Consider the following 23,884-nt stretch of genomic DNA (forward strand, 5'->3'; position numbering starts at 1 on the left):
TCATATAAAAAGCGCCCTCATGGACGCTTTTTATCTATTCTCATAGCCTTAAGAAAAATACTTTTCCTTTATAATTTCTACCGGCATATCCTCTCCGGTCCAAAGCTTAAAGGAAGCAGCTCCCTGATACAGAAGCATATACATACCATTGCCGGTTCTGCAGCCTGCCTCTTTTGCTTCACGGAGTAATCTGGTTTCTTTAGGATTATAGATTACATCAAATACAAAGAGATCCTTGTGGAACATGGAAGTGTCTGTAATGATAGTCCTGTCTGTGTTCGGTGCCATTCCCACGGAAGTACCGTTTACCAGGATTGCGCTGTCTGCGATAGACGCACGGAGAACCTCCGGATCTTCATAATCGTGAAGTGTTACTTTACATTTTGTACGCTCATTTAATTTGGCAACGATATCCTCTGCTCTTGCGAAAAATCCATCCCTCACATTAAATACATTGATCTCTGCAACTCCATCCAGTGCAGCCTGTACCAAAATGGCAGTGGCAGCACCGCCGGCTCCCAGAAGTGTCATTTTCTTGCCGATAATATCCACACCATTCTCAGCAACTGCCCGCATAAATCCTACACCGTCTGTAGTGTATGCAGTCAATACACCATTATCATTTACAATAGTATTACATGCTCCGGAAATCTCTGATGCAGGAGAAATCTTATCTGCCAGCTTACACATAATATTCTTGCCCGGCATGGTAATATTCCAGCCTCTGACGCCCATAGTCCTCAGTCCCTGGACTGCCTCCGGCATTTTTTCCTCCGGCACGTCAAATGCAAGATATGTATAATCAAGTCCCAGCTGGTCGCATGCCTCATTGTGCATTTCCGGAGAAACACTGTGCGCAACCGGGCTTCCAAGTAAACATAATAATCCTGTGTGTCCTGTAATATGTTTTGACATAATCTGTATTCCTTTCCGCATTTTATTCGTAATTCAGATTATACACGATTTAAAGTGATAAAGCAAGTCTGTGAGAACAAACTATTAATTGTGCCATGCCAGCCTTCTGCTTGCAGGATGGCATTCTCCTGTCATCCAGTCTACATCATTGGTGATCCAGTCCATGATCCCCAGCTGTCTGGTTTCCCAGGCTACAGTTGCCTCATGCTCCTCCGGTGCCTCATCTCGCTCCATAGTCGTGTCAATTTCATCATATCCAAAGATATATCCACCTGCACTCCAGATACTGAAATTGCTGTCCGGGCCCGGATCCACAGTATCCCCTCTCTGTGCGATCAGTCCGTCATGTCTCGCCTTATATTCTTCTTCGCAGCCATCCTTCAGCTTTGTCATAAACATCCTGTGACGGATCAGCTCCTTGTTTTCCCTGACAACTCCAAAGTTATGATACATCAGACGCATATCCTCTCCCGGAGTAGAAATCCACTGAAAAGTATCCTGGATTTCCCCTGTCAGTCTGTCCTTTACTGACTTCTCTTCTGCATTGAGCACAGCACCGTCTGCTTTCTCATAATACCCAAAGATCAGCTGGTCTGCATTCCAGATACTGAAATTTTTAATCTGGTTTCTATCCAGAAAACCGGTAAGCTCCGGCCAGATTTCCCCAAGCTTCCGGCGATATGTATTCATCTGACCATCCTTCACTTTCATGGCAAACGCATGTCTTTCCATAATATAAAACCCTCCTAAAATGTAACAAAAATAATACTGCAGCCACAGGTACAGATTACCTTCAGACTACAGTATTATTCTACCACAGATTTACAGATATTCTATTCTTTTTTATTCTTTCACTGCACCGGAGGTCATTCCTCCAGCACACAGGTAATCTCAAAATAACTGTGCCAATGCCAGATCCCCGGCCTGCTGTTCTCCGGTGTCAACCTCACCTCTGCAATCTGAAAAGGAAAATTTTTATCCAGCGGAATGTTGTCTCTCTCCAGCTTCATGTTACACCTCCTGCAAAAAACTGATGCCTACAGTATAACATTTATTAGCCTGTTATTGTAAAACAACTTAAAGATTCCCTTAGAATATTTTTAACCGTATAGCATTTCTTGAATGTATAAAGTATACATTCAAAACCCAGGCAGAAGCAGCAAGATTTGACCTTGCCTTGCCATCAAAACGGCTTTTCTCCAACTATACTCATGTATTGGAATCTGGAAAAATATGGCTGGGATATCTTAACAGTATTATTATTACTATTCCCGTAACGGTGATTTCCGTTTTTTTGGGAGCAATAGCCGGCATTGTCATTTCCAGACGAAATGACAAATTATCGCAGGGAATTTATTATTATTTTATCTTTGGTCTTACATTGACCTTACAGATTGCATCTATTTTCTTTTTGTTGCAATATTTACATATATATGGTACTTTTTTCTCTGTAATCTGTATCTTTATTTCATTGCGGATTCCTTTTACTGTTATGACATTCTGTAGCTTTGTAAATGGAGTACCACGAGAGATCGATGAAGCATCCATGGGCACATAAGGGAATTCTATTTTTAGATAAACAAGTTTATCAAAATCCTTTTTATCCCGCAAGAATGAATGATGATGAAATTGCCGTAGCGTCTTGCCTTGCATGTATGAAAAACTTCACAGAAAACGGAACAGAATTTTATTCATTACGCGAAGCACTTCAGGATACTTATTTATCTTTTATGCTTGAGCAGGCAATTGAAAGCGAAAAAACAGTAAAAACAGAAACACAGCCCTGGGGCTTTTAAGAATCACCACTCAAATTGACAATACACTTCGGCTTGCCGATGATATTGCTCTGCAAATTGCTGCAAATTATCAAATTATTGATGCATTCAGCGAACTTCAGGAATATCACGATGAAAAAAACTATTTTGTTGAAAATACAGATGTTGATTATACTATAAAACAACATCTGATTTCTTATATGCTGAAGAATATATCCGTTCAGAAAAAATTTATTCATAAAAATATTCTTTTAATTCAACTAAAAAATCGCAGAACAATATTTTCAAGTCCTCGATTTTTTATATATTTGAATTTTGGGATTCAACAAATTTGATATATTTTACATCTGCGAATCTTTAAGCAATCACCGTATTTCTATCTCCCCAGGGATTCCACAAAGGTTCCTTTTACATCACTCCAGTTACGTTCTGCATAGTCAAGAAGATATACAGCCTGCTCCAGCAGTGCATCTGTAGCATAAATCATACCGATCATATTTTTGTTAGTCGGATCTACAATCGCACTGTCCATACCGGCATTCATGGCCAGAACCATAAAAGCCTGGTTAATATTTTTTCTTACCGGAAGACCAAAGGAAATATTTGACAGTCCACTGGTGAAATGTGGCTCCTGCTTCTGACTGCATTTTGGCTCTTTCCCTGATCAGATCCGCATCCTTCTCTTATTTTCTCCTCCATATATACTATCTTACTGTGAAAAAATTCACAGAAAAAACTGCCGACAGATTTTCTCTTTCGACAGTTCTCTTAATATTACTCATATCACTATAATTTTTACACTTATCCTTATTTCACAGTTCCCATCTTATTCAGAGGCCAATATCTCACAGCCACCTGTGCCTCAATGGCATCCTTTTCCACAAAAGTATTTGTCCAGTATCTGGAATCCATACTGTGATTACGATTGTCCCCTAACATAAAATAGCAATCCTCAGGCACTGTATAGGGTCCAAAGCTGCCTTCCGGTGTTTCCGGACAAAAGCTGTCATCCAGCGGCTCTTCAGAATCGTTAATATACACTTTACCATCTACGATATTAACAGTCTCACCCGGGAGCCCGATCACTCTTTTTACAAAAAGCTGTGAAGGATCATCCGGATATTTAAAAATCACAATATCAAATCTCTCCGGCTCCTTATTCTTATATGCCAATCGGTTTCCAAATACTCTGTCACCTGTCATAATAGTCTGTTCCATGGAACCTGACGGCACTCTTGCATTAATATACACGAAATGTCCCAGCAGAAATGCGATTACAAAGACAACAAGAATAATCTTTGCATAATCCCAGATTTCCTTCCACACAGATTGTGCAGGCTGTTGCTGTTGTTCTTCCTGGTTTTTTTCCTCGTTTTCCATTATCAGTTTCACCTCCAGAAAATTCATAACTGTTTACAGTTTAACACATTACAGCTGAAACTACTACTTAAAATTCTATAAATTTATAAAATCTCCTTCCAAAAAAGGTACAAAATGTTTCACGTGAAACATTTTGTACCTTGTGTCATAAACAGACCTTTCTATCAAAGGGACTGATGGTAAGTACTCAGGAAATCCTTTAATTTACCTGCTGCCTCTTTCAGCACTTCAATTCGCGGCAGGTAAACTACACGGAAATGATCCGGCTGTCCCCAGTTGAATCCACCTCCATGAACCAACAGGATCTTCTTTTCCCGTAAAAGATCCAGAGCAAATTTCTCGTCACTGACAATACCGAACTTTTTCACATCAATCTTCGGGAACATATAAAATGCAGCCTTAGGCTTCACAGCTGTAATTCCCGGAATATCTGTCAGTGCATTGTAAATATATTCTCTCTGCTCATAAATACGTCCGCCCGGAACAATATAATCATTTACACTCTGATGACCACCCAGAGCAGTCTGTACAATAGACTGTGCCGGCACATTAGAACAAAGTCTCATATTGGAAAGCATCTTCAGGCCCTCAATATAATCTGCTGCAATACGCTTATTTCCACTTAAAATCATCCAGCCAATTCTGAATCCTGCGATCATATGAGATTTGGATAAACCACTGAAGGTTACACAGAACAGATCCGGTGCCAGGGATGCAATGGAAACATGCTCCTGTCCATCCATAACCAGGCGGTCATAAATTTCATCAGAAAAAATGATCAGCTGATGCTCTCTGGCAATATTCACAATTTCCTGCAGCACTTCTCTCGGATATAAAGCACCCGTAGGATTATTAGGATTGATCAGCACGATTGCCTTTGTTCTGCTTGTAATCTTTTTGCGTATATCATCCATATCCGGATACCACTCAGATTTCTCGTCACAGATATAATGAACTGCCTTACCTCCTGCCAGAGTTGCACAGGCAGTCCAAAGTGGATAATCAGGAGAAGGGATCAGGATTTCATCTCCATTATCCAGCAATGCAGACATACACAGATTGATCAGTTCACTGACACCATTTCCTGTATAAATATCCTCCACACTGACATTTGGGATTTTCTTCAGCTGTGCATACTGCATGATTGCTTTTCTGGCTGAAAAAAGACCTTTGGATGCGGAATATCCCTCACAGTCTGTCAGCTGATCACGCATATCATAAATAACCTCATCCGGTGTGCGGAAGCCAAAAGGTGCAGGGTTTCCGATATTCAGCTTCAACACCTGTGTTCCGGCAGCTTCCATACGACTTGCTTCCTCTACTACCGGTCCTCTCACATCATACAATACATTATCAAGCTTTGATGATTTTTTAAACTCGCGCACTTTTCGTCCCTCCTCAACTGTCTGCTCCATGCCTTCAGCTCCTTTTTCACTGCTTCCATCAAGGTCTTCCGGATGCTTTTCAGCTTCCGGTGTCATCACTTCCGGATCCATTAGTTTCTCTGCATCTCCATTTCCCATCAACCATTCTTCTGTTACATCCAGTACCCCAGAAATAAAATGCAGGATTTCTGCTCTGGGAATCGTCTTGCCACTGAGATATTGACTTACATGACTTTTTCCAAGCTTCACGCCCTGCTCCTGAGCACAGCGCACCAGATCTACCTGTTTCATCTGTTTATTATTTAAAGCCTCTTTCAGCCTTTCTGCAAATGTATGATTCGCCATATTTTTCTCCCTTTCCTTTCGAAAAAGTCCGGCGGATAAAATCATCCGCTTCGCTACTTGATTTGGTTAAATGTAGCAGTTCTTCTATTACCCATAAAATACTATCTGCTGAATAGTTACATTACAATAATGTCAAAGTTCAATAAACATTGTTTTGAACTTTATATATTCTCGCCTCATGTAATTGAACTCAGTATATCATCTCATTTCCAAAAATTCAACATTTATTTTTGTATTTTATAGTCTTATTTTTTTGTTCAATTTCATCTTATATATTTCTAAATTCATCAACAAAGCCAGCATCATCATATTGAACTTAGCTCAAACAAAAAAGCACCTCTGATACAAACCGGTACAATAATGTACTGTTCCTTGTATCTGAGGTACTCCTTATTATTTACTCAATGATCTGTCTCCGTTTATTCTCCCATAACCGGATTCACAATCTTTCCAGCTACAGCACAGGAAGCTGCTGTTCTGGGAGATGCCAGATAGATCTGAACTTTTGATGTTCCCATTCGTCCCAGGAAGTTACGGTTATTGGTGGCTACCACACGCTCTCCATCTGTGAGGATACCCCCTGCACGTCCGCAGCACAGTCCACAACCGGGATGTGTGATCATAGCTCCCGCCTCAGCCAGAATATCCAGGATTCCCATATCTGCTGCCTGTCTGTAAATCTTGCGGCTGGCAGGTGTGACGATCAGCTTCACATAATCTGCCACTTTCTTTCCCTTCAGAACCTCAGCTGCTGCCTGAAGATCCTCCAGACGTCCGTTGGTACAGGAACCGATAAATACCTGATCAATCTCTGTGCCCTCCAGTTCCTCTACGGGGCGGATCTTATCTACCTGGGAAGGACATGCCATAACCGGTACAAAATCTTCGGCACGATAGGTCAGAGTCTTCATATATACCGCATCCTCATCTCCTGACAGGCTCTTCTGAAAATCATCCAGTTCAATTCCACAGTACTCTGCTGTTTTCTCATCCGGTGTAAACAACGCACATTTGGCTCCTGCCTCTATTGCCATATTTGACATTGTCATACGACTTGCCACAGACATATTCTTCACTGTACTTCCGGTAAATTCCAGTGATCGGTAAGTTGCACCTGCTGCTGTAAGATCACCGATGATCCGCAGGATCACATCCTTGGACATTACATTTTCCGGAAGTTCTCCATCGATCACAATCTTAATGGTCTCAGGCACCCGGATCCACATGGTGCCGGTTCCCAGGATACTTGCCATCTCTGTATATCCGATACCTGAGGAAAAAGCACCCACACAGCCATAGGTAGTAGTATGGCTGTCTGTACCAAATACCACGTTTCCGGGCTTCACATAACCGGCTTCCGTCATCAGCTGATGACAGATTCCGTCACTTCTATGTACATTTTTCATTCCAAATTTCTTTGCAAACTCATCTCCCACATGGAAATGTCTGGTATCGTCCAGCTGACTGGCCGGAACCAGATGATCATAGATCAGCACAACTTTATCCGGATCCCAGAGCTTTGTAAATCCCATCTCTTTGAACTTTTCTGCAACAAAAGGAATGAAAATATCGTGGATCATCACTCTATCCACATTTACAGTCACAATATCTCCCGGTTTTACCGCTTTTCCCACATTATTTCTGATAATCTTCTCAATAACTGTCTCGCCCATTTGCTTCTCCCTTCCTCTTAATCCAGACCATTCAGCTTACGCATAGCCTTTACCAGACCGCCTGCCCGGATAATATCCATGAGATTCTCCGGCAGAGAAGCAATTGGGTACTGTTCGCCATTGTAATCTACATGCTCATTCAGCACTACAGTTACCTCATCCCCCTCCTTGATCTCATCATAGAGAGTTGGCTGCTCAATCAACAGAAGTCCGTTATTAATTGAGTTGCGGAAAAAGATCCGGGCAAAGGATTTTGCGATCACACACTGGATCCCCAACGCCTTGATAATCTCCGGTGCCTGCTCTCTGGAGGAACCGCAGCCAAAATTTTTGCCTGCAACAATAATATCTCCCTTACGGATCTGTCCAGCCAGCTCCGGACGGAGAGGGCTGAATCCATACTGCTTCATATCATCTATCGTTTTCAGTGCCAGATACTCAGTAGGGATAATGATATCTGTATCAATGTCATCTCCAAGTACCCACACCTTTCCTGTGAATTTTTCCATAATATTTACCTCGTTTATGTCAATTGGATAAAATCATCCGCTTTGCTACGCAGCTCTACGCCGAATAACTGCTCCGCAGTTTATTCGGTTAAAATACTACTTAACTTCACTGGCCAGAGCAATTTTACCTGCAATGGCAGATGCTGTAACAGTTGCTGCTGATCCCAGATATACCTTAGAGCTTGGATGTCCTGCACGGCCTTTGAAGTTACGTGTTCCTGTACTGATCAGCACCTCGTTTTCACCGATAACACCCTGACAGCTTCCCCAGCAAACACTACAGTTCGGGTTCATAACAATTGCTCCTGCATCCATAAAGATATCCAACAGTCCTTCCTTCAGTGCCTGTCTGTAAATGGTCTGGCTTGCAGGTACCACCAGGAAACGAACACCCTCAGCAACCTTTTTACCTTTAATAATCTCAGCACCTACTCTGAGATCTTCAATACGTCCATTATTGCAGGAACCAAGAAAGGCTTCATTAATCGGAATTCCACAGGTTTCCTCTGCAGGAACTACATTATCCACAAAATCAGGCTTTGCCACTACCGGGCGCACCTTGGACAGATCAAAGGTATATTCTCTGGCATAAACTGCATCCGGATCACTGTGGAATACAGCCTTTGGCTCACGACCATGCTCTCTCAGGTATTCCATTGCCTTCTCGTCGGCCTCAAAAATACCGGTCTTTGCACCGGCTTCTACTGCCATGTTGCAGAGAGCCATTCGGTCACTGATGCTTAATGTCTTTGCACCTTCACCGGTAAACTCCATAGCCTGATAATTACATCCGTTTGCCCCGATCTCACCGATAATGGTAAGGATCAGATCTCTGGCATAAACACCCTCCGGTAATTTTCCCACAAGATTAAACTTCACAGATTCCGGTACCAGTACCCAGGAGGTTCCTGTCACCATACCATAGAGGAAATCTGTACATCCAACACCTGTGCCAAAAGCACCCAGTGCACCATAAGAGCAAGTATGACTGTCTGCACCAAAGATCAGCTCACCGGGACGTACATAATTCTCGATCATAACCTGGTGGCACACTCCCTTTCCTTCCCAGAAATCAATATGATTTTCCCTTGCAAAATCCCTCATTTTTTTCTGGGATGCGGCAGTTTTCGGGCTGTCAGAAGGTACATTGTGGTCTACAATAAATACCAGCTTTTTTGCATCTGCAATATGAGGATTTTTTAATTTATTGTTGTACATATCCACTGTCAGATGTGTAGTTCCGTCATTGCTCATCAGGCGGTCCAGCTTTACCGTATGGATATCACCCGGTTTTACACTGTCTACTCCCGCAGCTGCAGCAATGATTTTCTCTGCGATTGTCATTCCCATCTTATTTTTCCTCCTCTCGGTTCAGAGAGGCGATCAGACCACCCTGATTTAAGATTCCCTGCATATATTCCGGCAATTTGGTACAGGAATATATTTTTCCCTTCGCTTCTGCTGTTCCCTCAGACATATGGAGCACCATTTTGTCCCCTGTCTGAACTTCATCCGGGAGATCTTTACAGACAATTGCCGGAAGTCCGATATTAATGGCATTTCTGAAAAAAATCCTGGCAAAAGATTTGGCAATAACAGCCTGCACACCCAAAGCCTTCAACACACCAGGTGCCTGCTCTCTGGAGGAACCACAGCCAAAATTCTCTCCGCCAACCACAAAATCTCCAGGCTTTACCTTCTTTGCAAAATCCGGATCCAAAGATTCAAAGGTATGTCCTTTCATCTCATCCAGATTTGGAAGCAACAGATACTGTGAAGCAATGATCTGATCTGTATCCAGATCATTATGAAATTTAAAAATTGTTCCCTGTTCCATAATATATGATTCCTTTCTGATATATTCATTGTACACTCATTCCCTGACACTTTTTGTCAGACAATGTAAAAATTCTTTTCCTATTCTAACACAAAATATTGCAGAAAGAAAATAAAAGATATCACGTTCTTCATTTATATGTTCTGGTAAAAATATCCAAATATTCTCTTTCCACCTCTTCAAAGGGACGTACCTCATAAGTCAGATCTATATGAAGCCCTGGTGCCTCTGTCTGCTGTTTTTCTCCCAGAAGGATTTCCAGATCATACCAGAGCAGTGCATGATCGATTTCATCCAGCCGGGTCTGCTCTTCCTTTGTCAGCCCAGAACCCAAAAACTTCTTATAAATCATACAGAGCAGCTGTTCCTCCCATATCTGATACTCAGGCAGCTCTTTTTTAAACGGTGAAGGTACATCTGACATATAGCATTCACTGGCGTCATGAAGCAGACAGGCCAGAACTATACGGTCAGACAAGCCTCTGGCAGCAGCCTCTTTTGCACAGCAGATACAATGTTCTCCCACTGACCAGAAAGTCTTTACATGACCATTTCCCCTGCAGATCAATGAAAGAGCATGTGCAATATCCTCAATCCGGATCAGCTCCGGATCCGGATTGGTTGGTTTAAAATGATTTCCTGTATAGGTTGTTATATATTCACTCATGTTGTTCCTGCTTTCTCACATTTAAGTATAAAAGTCATTATAATTTATTTTTGTTCTTTTTCCAACCCGGACTTTTACATTAACACAGCCCATTTATAATTCATAAAAACAGATATTTTTCTTTGGCAAACCTTACATAAAAGCCTGCATATTGATATTGTATTTTATTGCTTTTTTATAATATATCTTTTATAATGAAAACTATGGTAAAAGTAATTCTGCGAAGCAATCCGCAGACTAAAACTAGAACGTGTTTGAAAAATTGATAAAATATCAGGAGTATACAATGGAATTAAAAAACAGGACTTTATCAAATTTCGCCGAGCTTGTACGCACCGGTGAATGTAAAAATTTCAAAGGCCGACTAAAAGTAGGCGTGGATCTTGGTACTGCCAACACTGTTCTGGCAGTTGTAGACAATACCAATCGTCCCATTGCCGGCATATCTGCACCTTCCCGCGCAATCCGTGACGGTGTGATCGTTAATTTTTATGAATCTGTTCAGCTTGTCACAAAACTGAAAGCTGAACTTGAAGAGAAATTAAAGACTGAGCTTCTTTATGCGGCAGCAGCCATTCCACCCGGAGTCTCTCAGGGAAGTACCAAAAGCATCCAGTATGTGCTGGAGGGCGCTGGCTTTGAGGTTACGAATATCGTAGATGAACCAACCGCTGCAGCGGCTGTACTTAAGATCACAGATGGTGCTGTAGTTGATGTAGGCGGCGGCACCACAGGAATCAGTATTCTCAAAGATGGCAAAGTAATCTATACAGACGATGAGGCTACCGGCGGCAGTCACATGACAATGACAGTGGCAGGGCATTACAATATTCCCTACGAAGAAGCTGAAATTTTAAAAACAGATCCTTCAAAGGAAGATGAAATTTTCCCTGTGATCAAAGCTACTGTAGAAAAAATGGCTACCATCACTCAGAAATTTCTCAATGGTTACCAGGTTCCTGCTGTATATGTTGCCGGAGGTTCCGCAAGCTTCAGGGATTTCACAGCTGTATTTGAGAAAAAGCTGGGACTGCCTGTTTATCGTCCGGTTCATCCGCTTCTGGTTACTCCGCTGGGAATCGCTTATTACTGCGATCTTCCTCCTGTCACGCATAAAAAATAATTATTATTTAAACACCCCGGAATTTCAAAAAGAAATTCCGGGGTATTTATATGTCATTCTACATTTTTGGTTGCAACAATATCCACACCGGTATCCGCCACATTTTTAAGAATGATATCTCCAATATGAACAGGTGCCGGGACTTGAATGCCTTTCAGGGCTCTTACACATTCAAAGATCTTATCTTTAGGAATATCCTCTTTTGTTTTTACTGATACCATATGAATGCTGCCCCCTGATACACGTACAGTAGAGGTCACGATCCTTGTAGGATCAGTCACTTCTTTTCTGGCATATACATCACCGCGCTTACAGGTATTTCCAGTGACACTTACCACCTCTTTGCCATTCATCACAACAGTAAGAGGACAGCCCATGGGACAGCCGATACATGTCAGTTTTCTCTCTTCCATAGTTTACGCCTCCTCAATCTTAACTGTGATGGTCTGAAGATCAGGATATTTCAGAAGCTGCTCTTTTGTCAGCTTAATCTCTTCCATTTCTCCTGGTGCAACAACCGGACGTTTTTTGTGGATCACTCTTTCGTCATCAAAATATGCACTGATGTAGCAGTTTGTATAAACACCGCCCACACGGAAGCGCACGGTCAGATTCTCATCCATACGGTCTGTATGGATGGTTCCCGGAACTGTGTATCTGACACCTTCAACCGGATTTATCCTGATCTCTTTTCCCTCTGAGCTTCTTTCACTTCCCAGTTTCACATATTCAGCAGCATTTCTTCCGGCAGTTCCGGCTTCTTCAGATACAAAGTCAACCAGGTCATGTACGTGCAATACATTTCCACATGCAAATACACCTTCAATATTTGTCTCAAGGCTTTCGTTTACTTTAGGTCCTGATGTAACAGGATTCATATCCACACCCATACCTCTTGAGAGCTCATTTTCCGGAATTAAACCTACGGAAAGGAGAAGAGTATCACAGCTGTATTCTTCCTCAGTTCCGGGGATTGGCTTTCCATGATCGTCTACCTGTGCCAGTGTAACACCTTCCAGCCGTTCTTTTCCCTTAATATCAACAACTGTATGGCCGAGCTTCAGCGGGATTCCGTAATCATCCAGGCACTGAACAATATTTCGTTTCAGTCCGCCGGAATAAGGCATCAATTCTGCAACTACTTTAACCTTTGCACCTTCCAGTGTCATTCGTCTTGCCATGATCAGACCAATATCTCCGGAACCAAGGATCACAACTTCTCTTCCCGGCATATAGCCTTCAATATTTACCAGTCTCTGTGCTGTACCTGCTGAGAAAATACCTGCAGGGCGATAGCCCGGGATATTCAGTGCTCCTCTGGAACGTTCGCGGCATCCCATTGCCAGAACAACTGCTTTTGCCCGGATCTCAAAAAGTCCTTCTTCACGGTTCATTGCAGTGACTATCTTCTGAGAGCTGATATCCATAACCATTGTGTTTAATTTATATTCAATGTCCAGTTCTTTCACCTGTCCAATAAAACGTTCTGCATATTCCGGTCCGGTCAGTTCTTCTTTGAATGTATGAAGTCCGAATCCATTATGGATACACTGATTCAGAATCCCGCCAAGCTCCCGGTCTCTTTCAAGGATCAGGATACTGTCAACGCCGCTTTTCTTGGCAGAGATCGCAGCTGCAAGTCCTGCCGGTCCTCCTCCGATGATAACAATATCATAAGCTTTCATGATTCAATGCCTCCCTTTTATAACGAATCCTTATTATTATCTGTGACAATTCTGGAATTTCCACCGGATTTCGTAATATCAAACATGCTCACATGTCGTTCTCTTGCCAGGATCTCCATTGTTCTCGGGGAACAGAAGCCAGCCTGACAGCGTCCCATACCAGCTCTTGTTCTGCGTTTTACTCCATCCAGTGATTTTGCTCCCAGAGGTCTGTTGATGGCATCCATGATCTCACCTTCTGTTACCATCTCGCAACGGCAGATAATATTTCCATACCCTGGTTTTTCTCTGATCAGGGCGATTCTTTCTTCCTTGCTAAGGGTATTGGGATCAAGAATCCCTTTTCTTGTTGCGATGAAATCTTCCTTTTCTTCCAGGTTCATTTTTTCCTTTAGGATCTGTGCTATCATTTCCCCGATGGCCGGTGCACTGGTAAGTCCCGGTGATTCGATACCTGCACAGTCGATAAAACCTTTTGCATCTTCCACTTCACCAATCAGAAACTCATTTCCGTCCTCATGTGCACGAAGTCCGGCAAATGAAGTGATAACCTGACGGAGCGGAATATTTTTTACATTCATTTCTGCTTTAGCGATTACCTGGTCCAGACCTTCTCTGGTGGTGTTGGTTCCCTCTTTATCATCAATATCAATTGCGGTTGGACCCAGGAGCAGATTTCCGTGGACTGTGGGTGCCACTAGGATCCCTTTTCCGTATTTTCCCGGAAGTGCGAAGATAGTTTTACTTACATGGTTTCCTGCGCTCTTATCAAGCAGACAGTAATCTCCACGCCGGGGTGTGATATGGATCTTCTTCTCACTTACCATATTATGGAATCTGTCTGCATAAACACCGGCTGCATTTACCACGTATCTTGTCTGGAAAACTCCATGATCTGTATGGACCTCCCAGCCCTTATCTATTGGTTTAAGATCCATAACTTCTGTATCAAATTTAAATTCCACACCATTGGCATTTGCATTCTCTGCCATTGCCATATTCATACCAAAAGGACATACAATACCGGCTGTAGGTGCATAAAGCGCAGCGTAAGCCTGATCGGAAATATTCGGCTCCATTTCCTTCAGTTCCTCACGGTTAAGAATCCTTAACTCCTTAACTCCATTTGCAATGCCTCTGTTATACAGTGCCTGAAGATTTGGCATATCTTCTTCATGCAGACATACAACCAGAGAACCATTTTTCTTAAACGGAAAATCCAGATCCCGGGAAAGCTGTTCCATCATCTGATTTCCCCTGACATTCAGTTTTGCCTTCAGTGATCCTTCAGCAGCATCATAGCCGGCATGGACAAGAGCACTATTTGCCTTGGAAGTGCCGCAACATACATCCTCTTCTTTTTCAATTACACAGGCTTTTATTTTGTACCGTGACAGCTCTCTTGCTGTTGCCGCACCTGAAACTCCGGCTCCGATAATTATTACATCATACATTCCCAGATCACTCCTTAATCACTAATCCTCTTTTGCCCATCCATAAGCGTATTTGACAGCCTTGTTCCAGCCCTTGATACGTTTTTCTCTTTCTTCATCAGAAATCTGTGGCTCAAACGTTTGGTCAATTGCCCAGTTTTTAACAACATCTTCTTTACTTGTCCAGTATCCCACTGCCAGACCTGCAAGATAAGCAGCACCCATTGCTGTTGTCTCCACACATTGAGGACGGTTAACCGGTGCATTGATAATATCAGACTGTGTCTGCATCAGGAAATCATTTGCGCTTGCTCCTCCGTCAACCTTAAGTGCTGCCAGATCAATCCCTGAGTCTGCTTTCATTGCTTCCAGTACATCATTTACCTGATAAGCAAGAGATTCCAGGGTTGCACGGATAATATGATATTTGTTAACTCCACGTGTGATTCCTACAATAGTTCCTCTTGCATACTGATCCCAGTGCGGTGCGCCAAGTCCGGTAAATGCAGGTACCACATAACATCCGTTTGTATCTTTTACTTTCTTTGCCATGTATTCTGAATCTGCTGCGGACTCAATAATACGAAGTTCATCTCTCAGCCACTGGATCGCAGCACCTGCTACAAAGATGGAGCCTTCCAGCGCATAATTTACTTTTCCGTCCAGTCCCCATGCAATAGTTGTTACCAGACCATTTTTTGAAAAGATTGGTTTCTCACCGGTATTCATAAGAAGAAAACAGCCTGTTCCATATGTATTTTTTGCTTCTCCTGCATTGAAACAGGTCTGTCCGAATAAAGCAGCCTGCTGATCTCCGGCAGCACCTGCAATTGGGATAGGTCCGCCAAGGTAAGATATATCTGCCTCTCCGTATACACAGCTTGAAGGTTTTGGTTCAGGCAGCATACATTTGGGGATATCCAGCTCTGCAAGGATCTCCTCATCCCATTCCAGTGTGTTGATGTTGAACAGCATCGTGCGGGAAGCATTAGAATAATCTGTTACATGAACTGCACCTTTTGTCAGTTTCCAGATCAGCCAGGTCTCAACTGTACCAAATAGTAATTCCCCTCTCTGCGCCCGTTCTCTCGCACCCGGCACATTGTCCAGGAGCCATTTTACCTTTGTTCCTGAGAAGTAGGCATCAATAACAAGACCTGTTTTTTCTCTGAATTTATCAATGAGTCCTTTTTCCTTCAGGCTGTCACAATATTCAGAAGTTCTGCGGCACTGCCACACGATGGCATGATAAATTGGTTCACCGGTCTCTTTATCCCATACAATCGTAGTTTCCCTCTGATTCGTAATACCGATTGCAGCAATATCTTCAGCGGTTGCCCCGATCATATTCATTGCTTCAACAGCTACACCAAGCATACTTGCCCAAATCTCATCCGCATCATGTTCAACCCATCCTGGTTTTGGAAAATACTGTGTGAATTCCCTCTGTGCAACGCTGCACAATTCTCCCTTTTCATTAAACAGGATGCATCTGTTACTTGTTGTTCCTGCATCCAGAGCCATTACATATTTAGCCATTCCTTTTCCTCCCTTTCATGGTCTCCTTTATAATGATTGTATTATATAAGACAATTTCTGACAAATCCAGAATAACGCATATGTCAAAATTTATTCTTTTTTATAACATTATACTATTAATTTTGTCCAATATAAAGAAAATATGTTTCAATTTTTTAGTCACTTTCCAACAAAAGCCCATATTTTTCATTGACGTTTTTGGTATTTTATGTTAGCATGGAGCAATTCAAGATATCGAAAGACGAAACTGGGAGAGACGCAGAATGTGCGCCGAAGGGGATGAAGAACTCTCAGGCAAAAGAACCAGTTTCCGACGAACCTCTGGAAAGCAACAATAAAGTTGCACCGAAGAAGCAACCGATCACAAAATTTCGGGTAATCTTTCAGGTTAAGATGACAGAGCGCAGAACAAGTATTTATTTGTTCTGCGCTTTTTTATGTATATGATTTTAAAAGCCCCCATAAGCAGGGGGCTTTTTTTTCGTTTCCTATTTTTATAGCGAAAAATACTTAATTCACCTTTGATGGATCAATTTCTGTAATGGTCGGTGCTGTCCAGGTCTCCAGGGCATCCATATCAGGCGTATAGATACGCATATACAAATGGAAACCTCCGTTATCTACAGGAAGCCAGTTTGTGGTATCCTCCGGTGCATCCTTAGACAGAATAACATCAACGGAACCATCATCATTCACTTTCAGATCGGAACGGTCATTTATGCAGTAACGATCAATAGGATTATCGATCAGGAAATCATCGTCCCCATATGCAGTCACAGACCAGAATCCCCCTTCAAGAACCTGCGGATAGCTTTCAAAATGAAGAATATATGATTTTTCTCCTGTGAGAGTATTTCCATCCGCATCCTGCTCTATCTTTGGATACAGCGCAACTTCAACTGTATTGGCACCAAGCCCTGCAAGAGCTACCAGTGCACGATAAGCATATTCTGTATTGAAATCTCCGATCGGTTCACCAAAATAGTCCCACTGACCAAGCTTTTTTGAGAATTTCTGGCCCTCTTTGATAAGCTTTAGCTGAATTTCTGTCAGCATTGTCTTCCAGTTTTCTGCAACATCACCGGTAAGAACAGAAGTGTCAAATTCCATACCAGGACCTATATTCACAGCTGCTATTTTTTCAAGCATTTCCTTATCCGCAGCTGCCGGAGAATTCTTTACCATCAACTCATTGGCCTTATTAAAAAATGTGATCGGATCCATGGAAAGAACCTTATCAACAGGAATATAATCATTCTCTTCGCTGTAGCTTCCCCTCGGAGGTTCATAAGTGTCTCCGGATATATAATCGGAAAGCGGCATAAGTTTCATTTTTTCCTGGATGGCATACACATTTGGAAGATCCTCTTCTCCTGTTAAAACGATTCTGGTGATGGACCATGCCATGGATGTAGGAACATCTATACGGGTAACTCCCTCAGGCAGTTCCCCTTCCCACGTAGAAAGAGTAATTGCATATGCACCAGCCTTATCAAGAACCGCGGCAGTATTTGTCCATCCATCCAGTACTTGAACCTTACAAAAACGATCTGTTTCCGGAAGTTCATAGACCATCGGCTCCTCGCTCAGATCATACCAGACCTGTGAATAGATCGTATCCACATTAGGAGTCACCACAGTCTTGAATTGTGCATCTGCCAGTGCAACACTGTGTATAAACTGATTTACAGGTGCTTTTTCGGTAGCAGCTTCCTCTGTGTTCGTTGCCGAGGTCTCAGTCGCATCCATAAGCACCAGCGGAAATGTATAAACATAAGCAGCTTCCACTGTCTCCCATATATTTTTATCTGTCTCACTGTCAGCAGATGCTACAAATCTTTTCATATTCATATCCTCCTGCTTCCGCCCCAAAACTTTATGGTTCAATAATGTTAAAATATTTATACTCTGACGTAACAGTAACCGCATCCATCAATCGTGTCAGGCAGGTCTCATCACCTTCCTGTTCGATCAAAGCAGCAACATTCTCAGCGTTTTTCTGAACAACAGCCAACAGTCCGGCACGTTTGGTATTCCATGTCACATCTGCATCCGGATCCTGTGCATCCTTCTGATAAAGAAGTACGCCATTTTTTACGCGGAGTACATAATTACCTTCCGGCAATATAATATTTGCTGTAAAGGTCAGATCTGGAATCTTCGTCGTATCTACAAAAATTCCCAGATAATCCAGAATCATATCCGGTGTCATATGTAAGAAAACATCACCGTTACCGCTACTTCGCGTTGCATCATCGGTATTTGTACCATTTCGCAGTTCCTGTGCAGCACAAAGGTAAGCACTGCGCCATGGACCTGATTCTGCCTGATATCCCAATTGCTCCAATGCATCCGCACACAGATAACGTGCATCCGTATTTTCCGGATCAGCAAAAACCAGCGTATTGGTAATCTGGGCCACCCACTGATATTCTCCCTTTGCAAAATCTTCTTTTGCTTTTTCAAGAACAGCATCTGTATCACCGAAATATTCTACCAACTTTTGGGCATAATCCGATGGTGTAAGTTCAGCAAGATGGACAGGATTACCGTCATACCAGCCCATATATTTCTCATATACTGCCTTCGAATTATGAGAAACTGTACCGTAATACTGACGAGTATACCAGACTTTCTCCAGTTCCTCCGGAAGCTGGATCATATTGGCAATCTCTGTTTCCGTATAACCTTCATTAATGTAGAGCAATGTCTGGTCGTTAATAAACTTATATACAGCTGCAGTATTGGTCATATATTCCTGAATGGTATCATTTCCCCAATGTGGCCAGTTATGGGACTGGAATACCACATCTGCCTTATCACCATAGAGAGCCAGAGATTCCATGATGTACTCTGCCCATGCGTTTCCGTCACGCACCTGGGCTCCGCGGAGTGTATACAGATTGTGGAGTGTTCCTGTACAGTTTTCAGCCATCCACAAAGCATTTTTGGATCCAATCCAGAAGTTCATCTCTGCCGGTGCTTCGGTGCCCGGAGTAAGCTGAAATTCAATTTCCACTCCGTCAATGGTATGCTTCTCACCAGTTTGTGTGATTTCAAGTGTAGGAGAAATATAACTTGTTCTACCCTTGGACTGTCCCATACCAATACCAATGGCAAGGGATCCTGTTTCACCACCCTCAAGCATTGTTCCATACTGATAACTTGCTCTTCGTCCCATAGCAGTACCTGCATAAATATTCTCGCTGACAGCATGCTTCTCAAAGCCTTCCGGTGCAATTACCTGCACATTGCCGGCTTGTACCTCTTCTTCCGAAACAATTCCCTTGACTCCACCGAAATGATCAACATGAGAATGGCTGTAGATCACTGCCTTTACAGGAAAAGTGCCCAGATTCTCTTCCACCAGGGCAAGAGCCGCTTGTGCACACTCTACACTCATCAATGGATCTACTACAATCCATCCTGTATCGCCTTTTATGAATGTGACATTTGACATATCATAGCCACGCACCTGATAAATTCCATCCGTTACTTCAAAAAGACCATAAATGTGATTCAGCTGTGTATCTCTCCAAAGACTGGGATTTGCTGTATCCGGAGCGTCCTGATCCAGAAAAGCATATGCCGTCTGACTCCATACAAGCTTTCCGTTCTCATCATAAATATCCAGAGTATCCGGAGAAGCGATCTGACCCTTTGTAGCATTCTCAAACTCTGCAGTATCCTCGAAATCCAGCAATGCATAAACTTCCTGGTTTGCATCAATCGTATACTGAGTGGCCGGTTTACTTTCCGCTGTTAATTCTGATGCTGCAGCTGCAGTTAAACTGCCACAGATAGTCATGGTAAATGTCAATGCAGCAGTAATCAAAGCAATTACTTTTTTTCTTTTCATGTTATTTCCCCCTTGTCCTACAAGAATTTTGAATATTCTCTGCTGTAAATCTCAATTGATCACAAGAGCTATATTTAATAAGAATATAGCATGAATATATCAGGGAAACAATCAAGCTGTTGCGAAATGACATTTTTATTGCGGTAAATCAACACAATAAGCGGTAAAACAACATTTCTTTATAACATTTCTTTATATAGTGGGATTACTTTTCATAGCAACTGCAGCCAACCTGACCATATGATTTTCTTCACTTATAGATTTCATTTGGTCTGCATTAAACAAAATGCATCCACAGTGTCCCGGAAATGTGGGAAAACATATAATTTTCAGATTGGTATCTATTTCCGGACTATAGTCCATGATTTCAAGTGTTTCACCGTACAAGGTGGCACGTTCATAAACATGAAGCCATTTTGCGTCCATATTGGAGAAAAGGCTGGAAAAGGAATTCCCGATCATCTTGTCCAACGGCAGCTTTTCCAGTGTAGCCAAGGCTTCATTCCCATATCGAAAGATCCAGTCCACTGCCTTTTTTTCTTCATTAAATACCATTTCTATATCCGTAAATGCAAACGGGAGACTATCACATATTTTATAATATTTGCTATATTCTTCCGGGGTCAGCGGCAGCTTTTTTTTACTGATTTTTGCAATCATAAGCTCCTGTTTTTTCTGCAGTTCTTCTCTGAGAGCCTTTTTCTTTCTCTTTGTATAGCAGATTTCCTCTCCATTAGACAGTAAAATTTTATCTCCAATATCACTGATTGCAGACACTGCAATCATACAGCCACGTTTTACCTCCATAAACCCTTCATCCAACTGCTTCTTTAATTCTTTCAATGTTATTCGACAACGATAAACACTTCCATCAAACATATGAATGGTACAATGATCATCAGACATGATCACATAAAGAATATCTGCACACCGGAGTGCGATCTTAGCACGATTGAAGGTTACTGTAATGAATTTCTGCTGCATGGCACCATCTCCTATTCACAATTTTACAAAAGATCAACAACCTTGAATAGAATCGACAAAAGAATGTACAAGGTTTCTGCTGTTTTCATCAAGCTGATAGGAATATTCAGGATGCCACTGAACACCCACCACATATTTACAAGCTGGCATATAAATGCTCTCGATCAAGTCGTCTTCTGAAATCGCCATTTGTTTAAACTGAGGTGATAGTGTTTTAATTGCTTGATGATGATAGCTGTTCACCCTAATGTGTTCTTTGCCTAAAATATCATAAAGCGGAGTATCCTTTTGTATTGTATTCATATGTACGGTTTTGTCGTATGAAGGTTCTATACGATGATTGATACAGGTGCCATATTCCGTCTTCAGATCTTGATATAAGGTTCCATCATAGCAGACATTCATCAGCTGAATACCACGGCAAATACCAAGAACAGAACGATCTGCTTCCACAGCTTTCTTTAAAATATATTGCTCCATTTCATCTCGTGCCTCGCAGCAGGGTCCGCACCAGGGCTTCCGTTCCTCCCTGTAAACAGCCGGAGACACATCATGCCCTCCACTTAACAAGAAACCACCGCATATTTCAATAAAATAGTCTAACTCATAATGATTCGTTGTTAAAGGAAGCACCAGGGGTATTGCATTTTCTGCTTCGAGCATCTGCAGATAACGCGGCTGTATCCAGTAGCTTTTCTTTTCAGCATCATATAGCGGCATAACACCGATTACTTTTCTCATCTCTGTTTCTCCTTAAATTCCATCATGCTGTATATTTCATACTATTTACCATTTATTATACTCTATATACATAAATTTGTCACAAAAAGAGTGCAACTCAAAACGAGTTACACTCTCCATGTATCATCAACTTGTTTACTTTATTTTGCATATCATTCATTTCTGTATTTGCTATATCATGTAATACGATAATAAAAAAGTTTTTTCCCTTTTCAAAATAGTTTTTTCCCGGTTCCTATTAATCATCATAGTGATTCCAGTCTCCCAATAAACTCCTGTCACTATGTCCAGTCTTGTGGCCTCTGTCATCATAATGATTCATTCCGCCAAAGAACCCTGGCCTGCTTTCTCCAATTTTATGGCCTTTGCTGTCGTAATGATTTATACTTCCAAATAATCCCGGTCTGCTATACCCATCTTTCTTACTCATTGTACATTCCTCCTGATAAATACGTTCTCGATCATTTTACTTTAGCACCCTGGTACCTTTAACTGATGAGCATATTATCGCAAAATAGATGTACAAAAATCCGCACAACCAACGAATCTGCCAGAACTAATAGTTTCGAAGCACACTTTGCAGATACACTTTATACTGCTGCCTTATCTCTTCCGGTCCGACAATCCTCATCCCGAATCCAACACCGGTAAGCCAGCCAAAGAACTGTGAGCTTACCGATACAAACACTCTGGCTCTGAAATGATCCTCTCCATGAGGACACATCCATACATCACGACCAAAGCGGTCAATCACAACACCTGCAAGTTCATTTCTGCATTCCAGAGTAACTTCCGCATCCACACCACCATACATGCCAAATGTTTTCTTGGCAAATGCAGCCAGATCAAAATTTTTGAAGGACTCTTCCCCCTTACGATCAGCCTCCAGAATCTCAGTATCCCGCATTTTATCTACACGATAATGCTTGATAATTCTGGACACTGCATCATAGGCTACCAAATAGTAGTTTTCATCATCCCATGTCAACGCCCAGGGACTGACAATGTAGAAGGCACCATTCTTTTTCAATTTCATCTCCTTCTTAACTGTCCATTCCGCATAGTGAAATTTAATCTGTTTATTTTCATAAATAGCTGTGTGAATATAATCTACGTTATAATACACCGTTTCATTCTCTGTCTTCGGTCGGTTTACAATGAGGACATATCTGGAAAGCATTTCGGCATCTGTCTTACAGCAAAGCTTCTCCAATTTCTGTATCAATTCCTTGGATTTCTTTTCTGTAATAAATTTAGAAGACTGAACTGCATCCACAAGAAGCTTCAACTCCGGCAGCTCAAAATCCCTGGCACCAATATAATAGCCAGGACACTTGCCCTTCTTCTGCTGGATATCCAGTCCGAATTTATCAAGAATCTCCATCTCTGTATAAATTGTTCTTCGGTCCGTACTAATGCCATATTCACGATCCAGGATCGTACATAATTCCGATGCATTTAGCATGTGTGTATCATCGGTACGTTCAAGCAAGATTTCCATCAGATATAACGTACGGAGCTTCTGATCAAATGAAGCCATTGGTGTCATATTATAAGTATGCAGATAATCCGTCACATCCATAAATACTTCGTCGATTGAATAAGGAAAAATATCTTCCGGTGCAATATATTTCAGATAAACGCTGTAAATTCTGGTGCTGTATTCCAGATAGAGAGCCATCCGGGGAGGCGCAACAATATAATCAATCTCCAGTGCAGGATTGATATTTAATTCTGTACTGTCATCAGAAGAACCAATAAATGTTCTGTTCGGTGCTTTCCACCTGCGGGCACTGTTGGCTTCTTTTACTTTTTGAACAACCTCAAATAAACGAGCCCTTCCGGGTATCCCATAACACTTTAAGGCTGGAGATACCGCAAGACAGATAGTTTTTTCTGTTCTGCTTTTATCCGCAACCACAAGATTAGTCGTCAAAGGATCCCGATTTCGTTCTTTACATTCTACAGATGCGTAGAATGACTTAAGATCAATTGCAATATAGGTTCTTTCCTTTTCCGTCATTCTGCACCTCC

The 23,884-nt window shown here is 42.0% G+C and carries 23 protein-coding genes and 1 riboswitch; of the genes, 2 read left to right on the forward strand and 21 right to left on the reverse strand.

Features of this window, described 5'->3' with window-relative positions:
- Window positions 1-48: 48 nt before the first annotated feature.
- From aroE to ACTNC6_RS14130, 3 genes are all read right to left on the reverse strand, one after another.
- A complete protein-coding gene (gene aroE / locus ACTNC6_RS14120) occupies window positions 49-915 on the reverse strand; it encodes a shikimate dehydrogenase (protein WP_441044401.1) in 867 nt (288 codons plus the stop codon).
- A gap of 84 nt (window positions 916-999) precedes the next feature.
- Window positions 1,000-1,647, reverse strand: a complete 648-nt coding sequence (locus tag ACTNC6_RS14125; RefSeq protein WP_441044402.1) for an L-rhamnose mutarotase — start codon at window positions 1,645-1,647, stop codon at window positions 1,000-1,002.
- Between the two features lie 134 nt (window positions 1,648-1,781).
- Window positions 1,782-1,925, reverse strand: a complete 144-nt coding sequence (locus ACTNC6_RS14130; RefSeq protein WP_441044403.1) for a hypothetical protein — start codon at window positions 1,923-1,925, stop codon at window positions 1,782-1,784.
- Window positions 1,926-2,450: 525 nt separating this feature from the next.
- On the opposite strand from ACTNC6_RS14130, the gene ACTNC6_RS14135 reads away from it, so the two are divergent.
- Window positions 2,451-2,711, forward strand: coding sequence for a hypothetical protein (locus ACTNC6_RS14135; RefSeq protein ID WP_441036592.1), 261 nt, complete (start codon window positions 2,451-2,453; stop codon window positions 2,709-2,711).
- A gap of 355 nt (window positions 2,712-3,066) precedes the next feature.
- Here ACTNC6_RS14135 and ACTNC6_RS14140 read toward each other — a convergent pair whose 3' ends face one another.
- The 8 genes from ACTNC6_RS14140 to ACTNC6_RS14175 all read right to left on the reverse strand — a co-directional run bounded on the left by ACTNC6_RS14140 (window position 3,067) and on the right by ACTNC6_RS14175 (window position 10,486).
- Window positions 3,067-3,246 (reverse strand): hypothetical protein, encoded by a 180-nt coding sequence (locus ACTNC6_RS14140; protein ID WP_441036593.1) that lies wholly within the window; start codon window positions 3,244-3,246, stop codon window positions 3,067-3,069.
- A 251-nt stretch (window positions 3,247-3,497) separates the two neighbouring features.
- Complete coding sequence (lepB, locus tag ACTNC6_RS14145) at window positions 3,498-4,070, reverse strand: signal peptidase I (protein WP_186994374.1); 573 nt, start codon at window positions 4,068-4,070, stop codon at window positions 3,498-3,500.
- Window positions 4,071-4,234: 164 nt separating this feature from the next.
- Window positions 4,235-5,800: an aminotransferase class I/II-fold pyridoxal phosphate-dependent enzyme gene (locus ACTNC6_RS14150; protein WP_433844734.1), complete on the reverse strand. Its 1,566-nt coding sequence runs from the start codon at window positions 5,798-5,800 to the stop codon at window positions 4,235-4,237.
- 419 nt (window positions 5,801-6,219) lie between these two features.
- Complete coding sequence (locus tag ACTNC6_RS14155; RefSeq protein WP_173743122.1) at window positions 6,220-7,473, reverse strand: 3-isopropylmalate dehydratase large subunit; 1,254 nt, start codon at window positions 7,471-7,473, stop codon at window positions 6,220-6,222.
- Window positions 7,474-7,490: 17 nt separating this feature from the next.
- Window positions 7,491-7,982 carry a LeuD/DmdB family oxidoreductase small subunit gene (locus tag ACTNC6_RS14160; protein WP_441044404.1) on the reverse strand — a complete coding sequence of 164 codons (492 nt, stop codon included), beginning with the start codon at window positions 7,980-7,982 and terminating at the stop codon, window positions 7,491-7,493.
- 96 nt (window positions 7,983-8,078) lie between these two features.
- The gene (locus tag ACTNC6_RS14165; RefSeq protein WP_303242920.1) at window positions 8,079-9,332 is read right to left on the reverse strand and encodes a 3-isopropylmalate dehydratase large subunit; all 1,254 of its coding nucleotides are present in this window, start codon (window positions 9,330-9,332) and stop codon (window positions 8,079-8,081) included.
- A gap of 1 nt (window position 9,333) precedes the next feature.
- Window positions 9,334-9,819 carry a LeuD/DmdB family oxidoreductase small subunit gene (locus tag ACTNC6_RS14170; RefSeq protein ID WP_019163282.1) on the reverse strand — a complete coding sequence of 162 codons (486 nt, stop codon included), beginning with the start codon at window positions 9,817-9,819 and terminating at the stop codon, window positions 9,334-9,336.
- 130 nt (window positions 9,820-9,949) lie between these two features.
- Window positions 9,950-10,486: a hypothetical protein gene (locus ACTNC6_RS14175; RefSeq protein ID WP_441044405.1), complete on the reverse strand. Its 537-nt coding sequence runs from the start codon at window positions 10,484-10,486 to the stop codon at window positions 9,950-9,952.
- A gap of 286 nt (window positions 10,487-10,772) precedes the next feature.
- On the opposite strand from ACTNC6_RS14175, the gene eutJ reads away from it, so the two are divergent.
- Window positions 10,773-11,609: an ethanolamine utilization protein EutJ gene (gene eutJ / locus ACTNC6_RS14180; RefSeq protein ID WP_441036594.1), complete on the forward strand. Its 837-nt coding sequence runs from the start codon at window positions 10,773-10,775 to the stop codon at window positions 11,607-11,609.
- A 53-nt stretch (window positions 11,610-11,662) separates the two neighbouring features.
- On the opposite strand, the gene ACTNC6_RS14185 is transcribed toward eutJ, so the two are convergent.
- From ACTNC6_RS14185 to ACTNC6_RS14230, 10 genes are all read right to left on the reverse strand, one after another.
- Window positions 11,663-12,022, reverse strand: a complete 360-nt coding sequence (locus ACTNC6_RS14185; protein ID WP_303242922.1) for a DUF1667 domain-containing protein — start codon at window positions 12,020-12,022, stop codon at window positions 11,663-11,665.
- A gap of 3 nt (window positions 12,023-12,025) precedes the next feature.
- Window positions 12,026-13,294, reverse strand: a complete 1,269-nt coding sequence (locus ACTNC6_RS14190; protein ID WP_441044406.1) for an NAD(P)/FAD-dependent oxidoreductase — start codon at window positions 13,292-13,294, stop codon at window positions 12,026-12,028.
- Window positions 13,295-13,311: 17 nt separating this feature from the next.
- Window positions 13,312-14,748 carry an NAD(P)/FAD-dependent oxidoreductase gene (locus ACTNC6_RS14195; RefSeq protein ID WP_441044407.1) on the reverse strand — a complete coding sequence of 479 codons (1,437 nt, stop codon included), beginning with the start codon at window positions 14,746-14,748 and terminating at the stop codon, window positions 13,312-13,314.
- Window positions 14,749-14,769: 21 nt separating this feature from the next.
- Entirely contained in the window at window positions 14,770-16,266 is a 1,497-nt protein-coding gene (gene glpK, locus ACTNC6_RS14200) for a glycerol kinase GlpK (protein WP_173743116.1), read from the reverse strand.
- Between the two features lie 238 nt (window positions 16,267-16,504).
- Window positions 16,505-16,582, forward strand: a riboswitch (glycine riboswitch).
- Window positions 16,583-16,776: 194 nt separating this feature from the next.
- Window positions 16,777-18,111, reverse strand: a complete 1,335-nt coding sequence (locus tag ACTNC6_RS14205) for a DUF1254 domain-containing protein (RefSeq protein WP_441044408.1) — start codon at window positions 18,109-18,111, stop codon at window positions 16,777-16,779.
- Window positions 18,112-18,142: 31 nt separating this feature from the next.
- Entirely contained in the window at window positions 18,143-20,125 is a 1,983-nt protein-coding gene (locus ACTNC6_RS14210; RefSeq protein WP_441036598.1) for an alkyl/aryl-sulfatase, read from the reverse strand.
- A gap of 192 nt (window positions 20,126-20,317) precedes the next feature.
- Window positions 20,318-21,109: a LytTR family transcriptional regulator DNA-binding domain-containing protein gene (locus tag ACTNC6_RS14215; RefSeq protein WP_441036599.1), complete on the reverse strand. Its 792-nt coding sequence runs from the start codon at window positions 21,107-21,109 to the stop codon at window positions 20,318-20,320.
- Window positions 21,110-21,142: 33 nt separating this feature from the next.
- Window positions 21,143-21,850: a gamma-glutamyl-gamma-aminobutyrate hydrolase family protein gene (locus ACTNC6_RS14220; protein ID WP_441036600.1), complete on the reverse strand. Its 708-nt coding sequence runs from the start codon at window positions 21,848-21,850 to the stop codon at window positions 21,143-21,145.
- 238 nt (window positions 21,851-22,088) lie between these two features.
- On the reverse strand, window positions 22,089-22,280 hold the full coding sequence (locus ACTNC6_RS14225) for a hypothetical protein (RefSeq protein WP_441044409.1): 192 nt from the start codon (window positions 22,278-22,280) through the stop codon (window positions 22,089-22,091).
- 126 nt (window positions 22,281-22,406) lie between these two features.
- Window positions 22,407-23,873 (reverse strand): WYL domain-containing protein, encoded by a 1,467-nt coding sequence (locus tag ACTNC6_RS14230; RefSeq protein WP_441044410.1) that lies wholly within the window; start codon window positions 23,871-23,873, stop codon window positions 22,407-22,409.
- Window positions 23,874-23,884: the final 11 nt, after the last annotated feature.

Origin of the sequence: Blautia sp. HCP3S3_C4, from assembly GCF_052064095.1 — a bacterium.
Classification (GTDB): Bacteria; Bacillota; Clostridia; order Lachnospirales; family Lachnospiraceae; genus Blautia_A.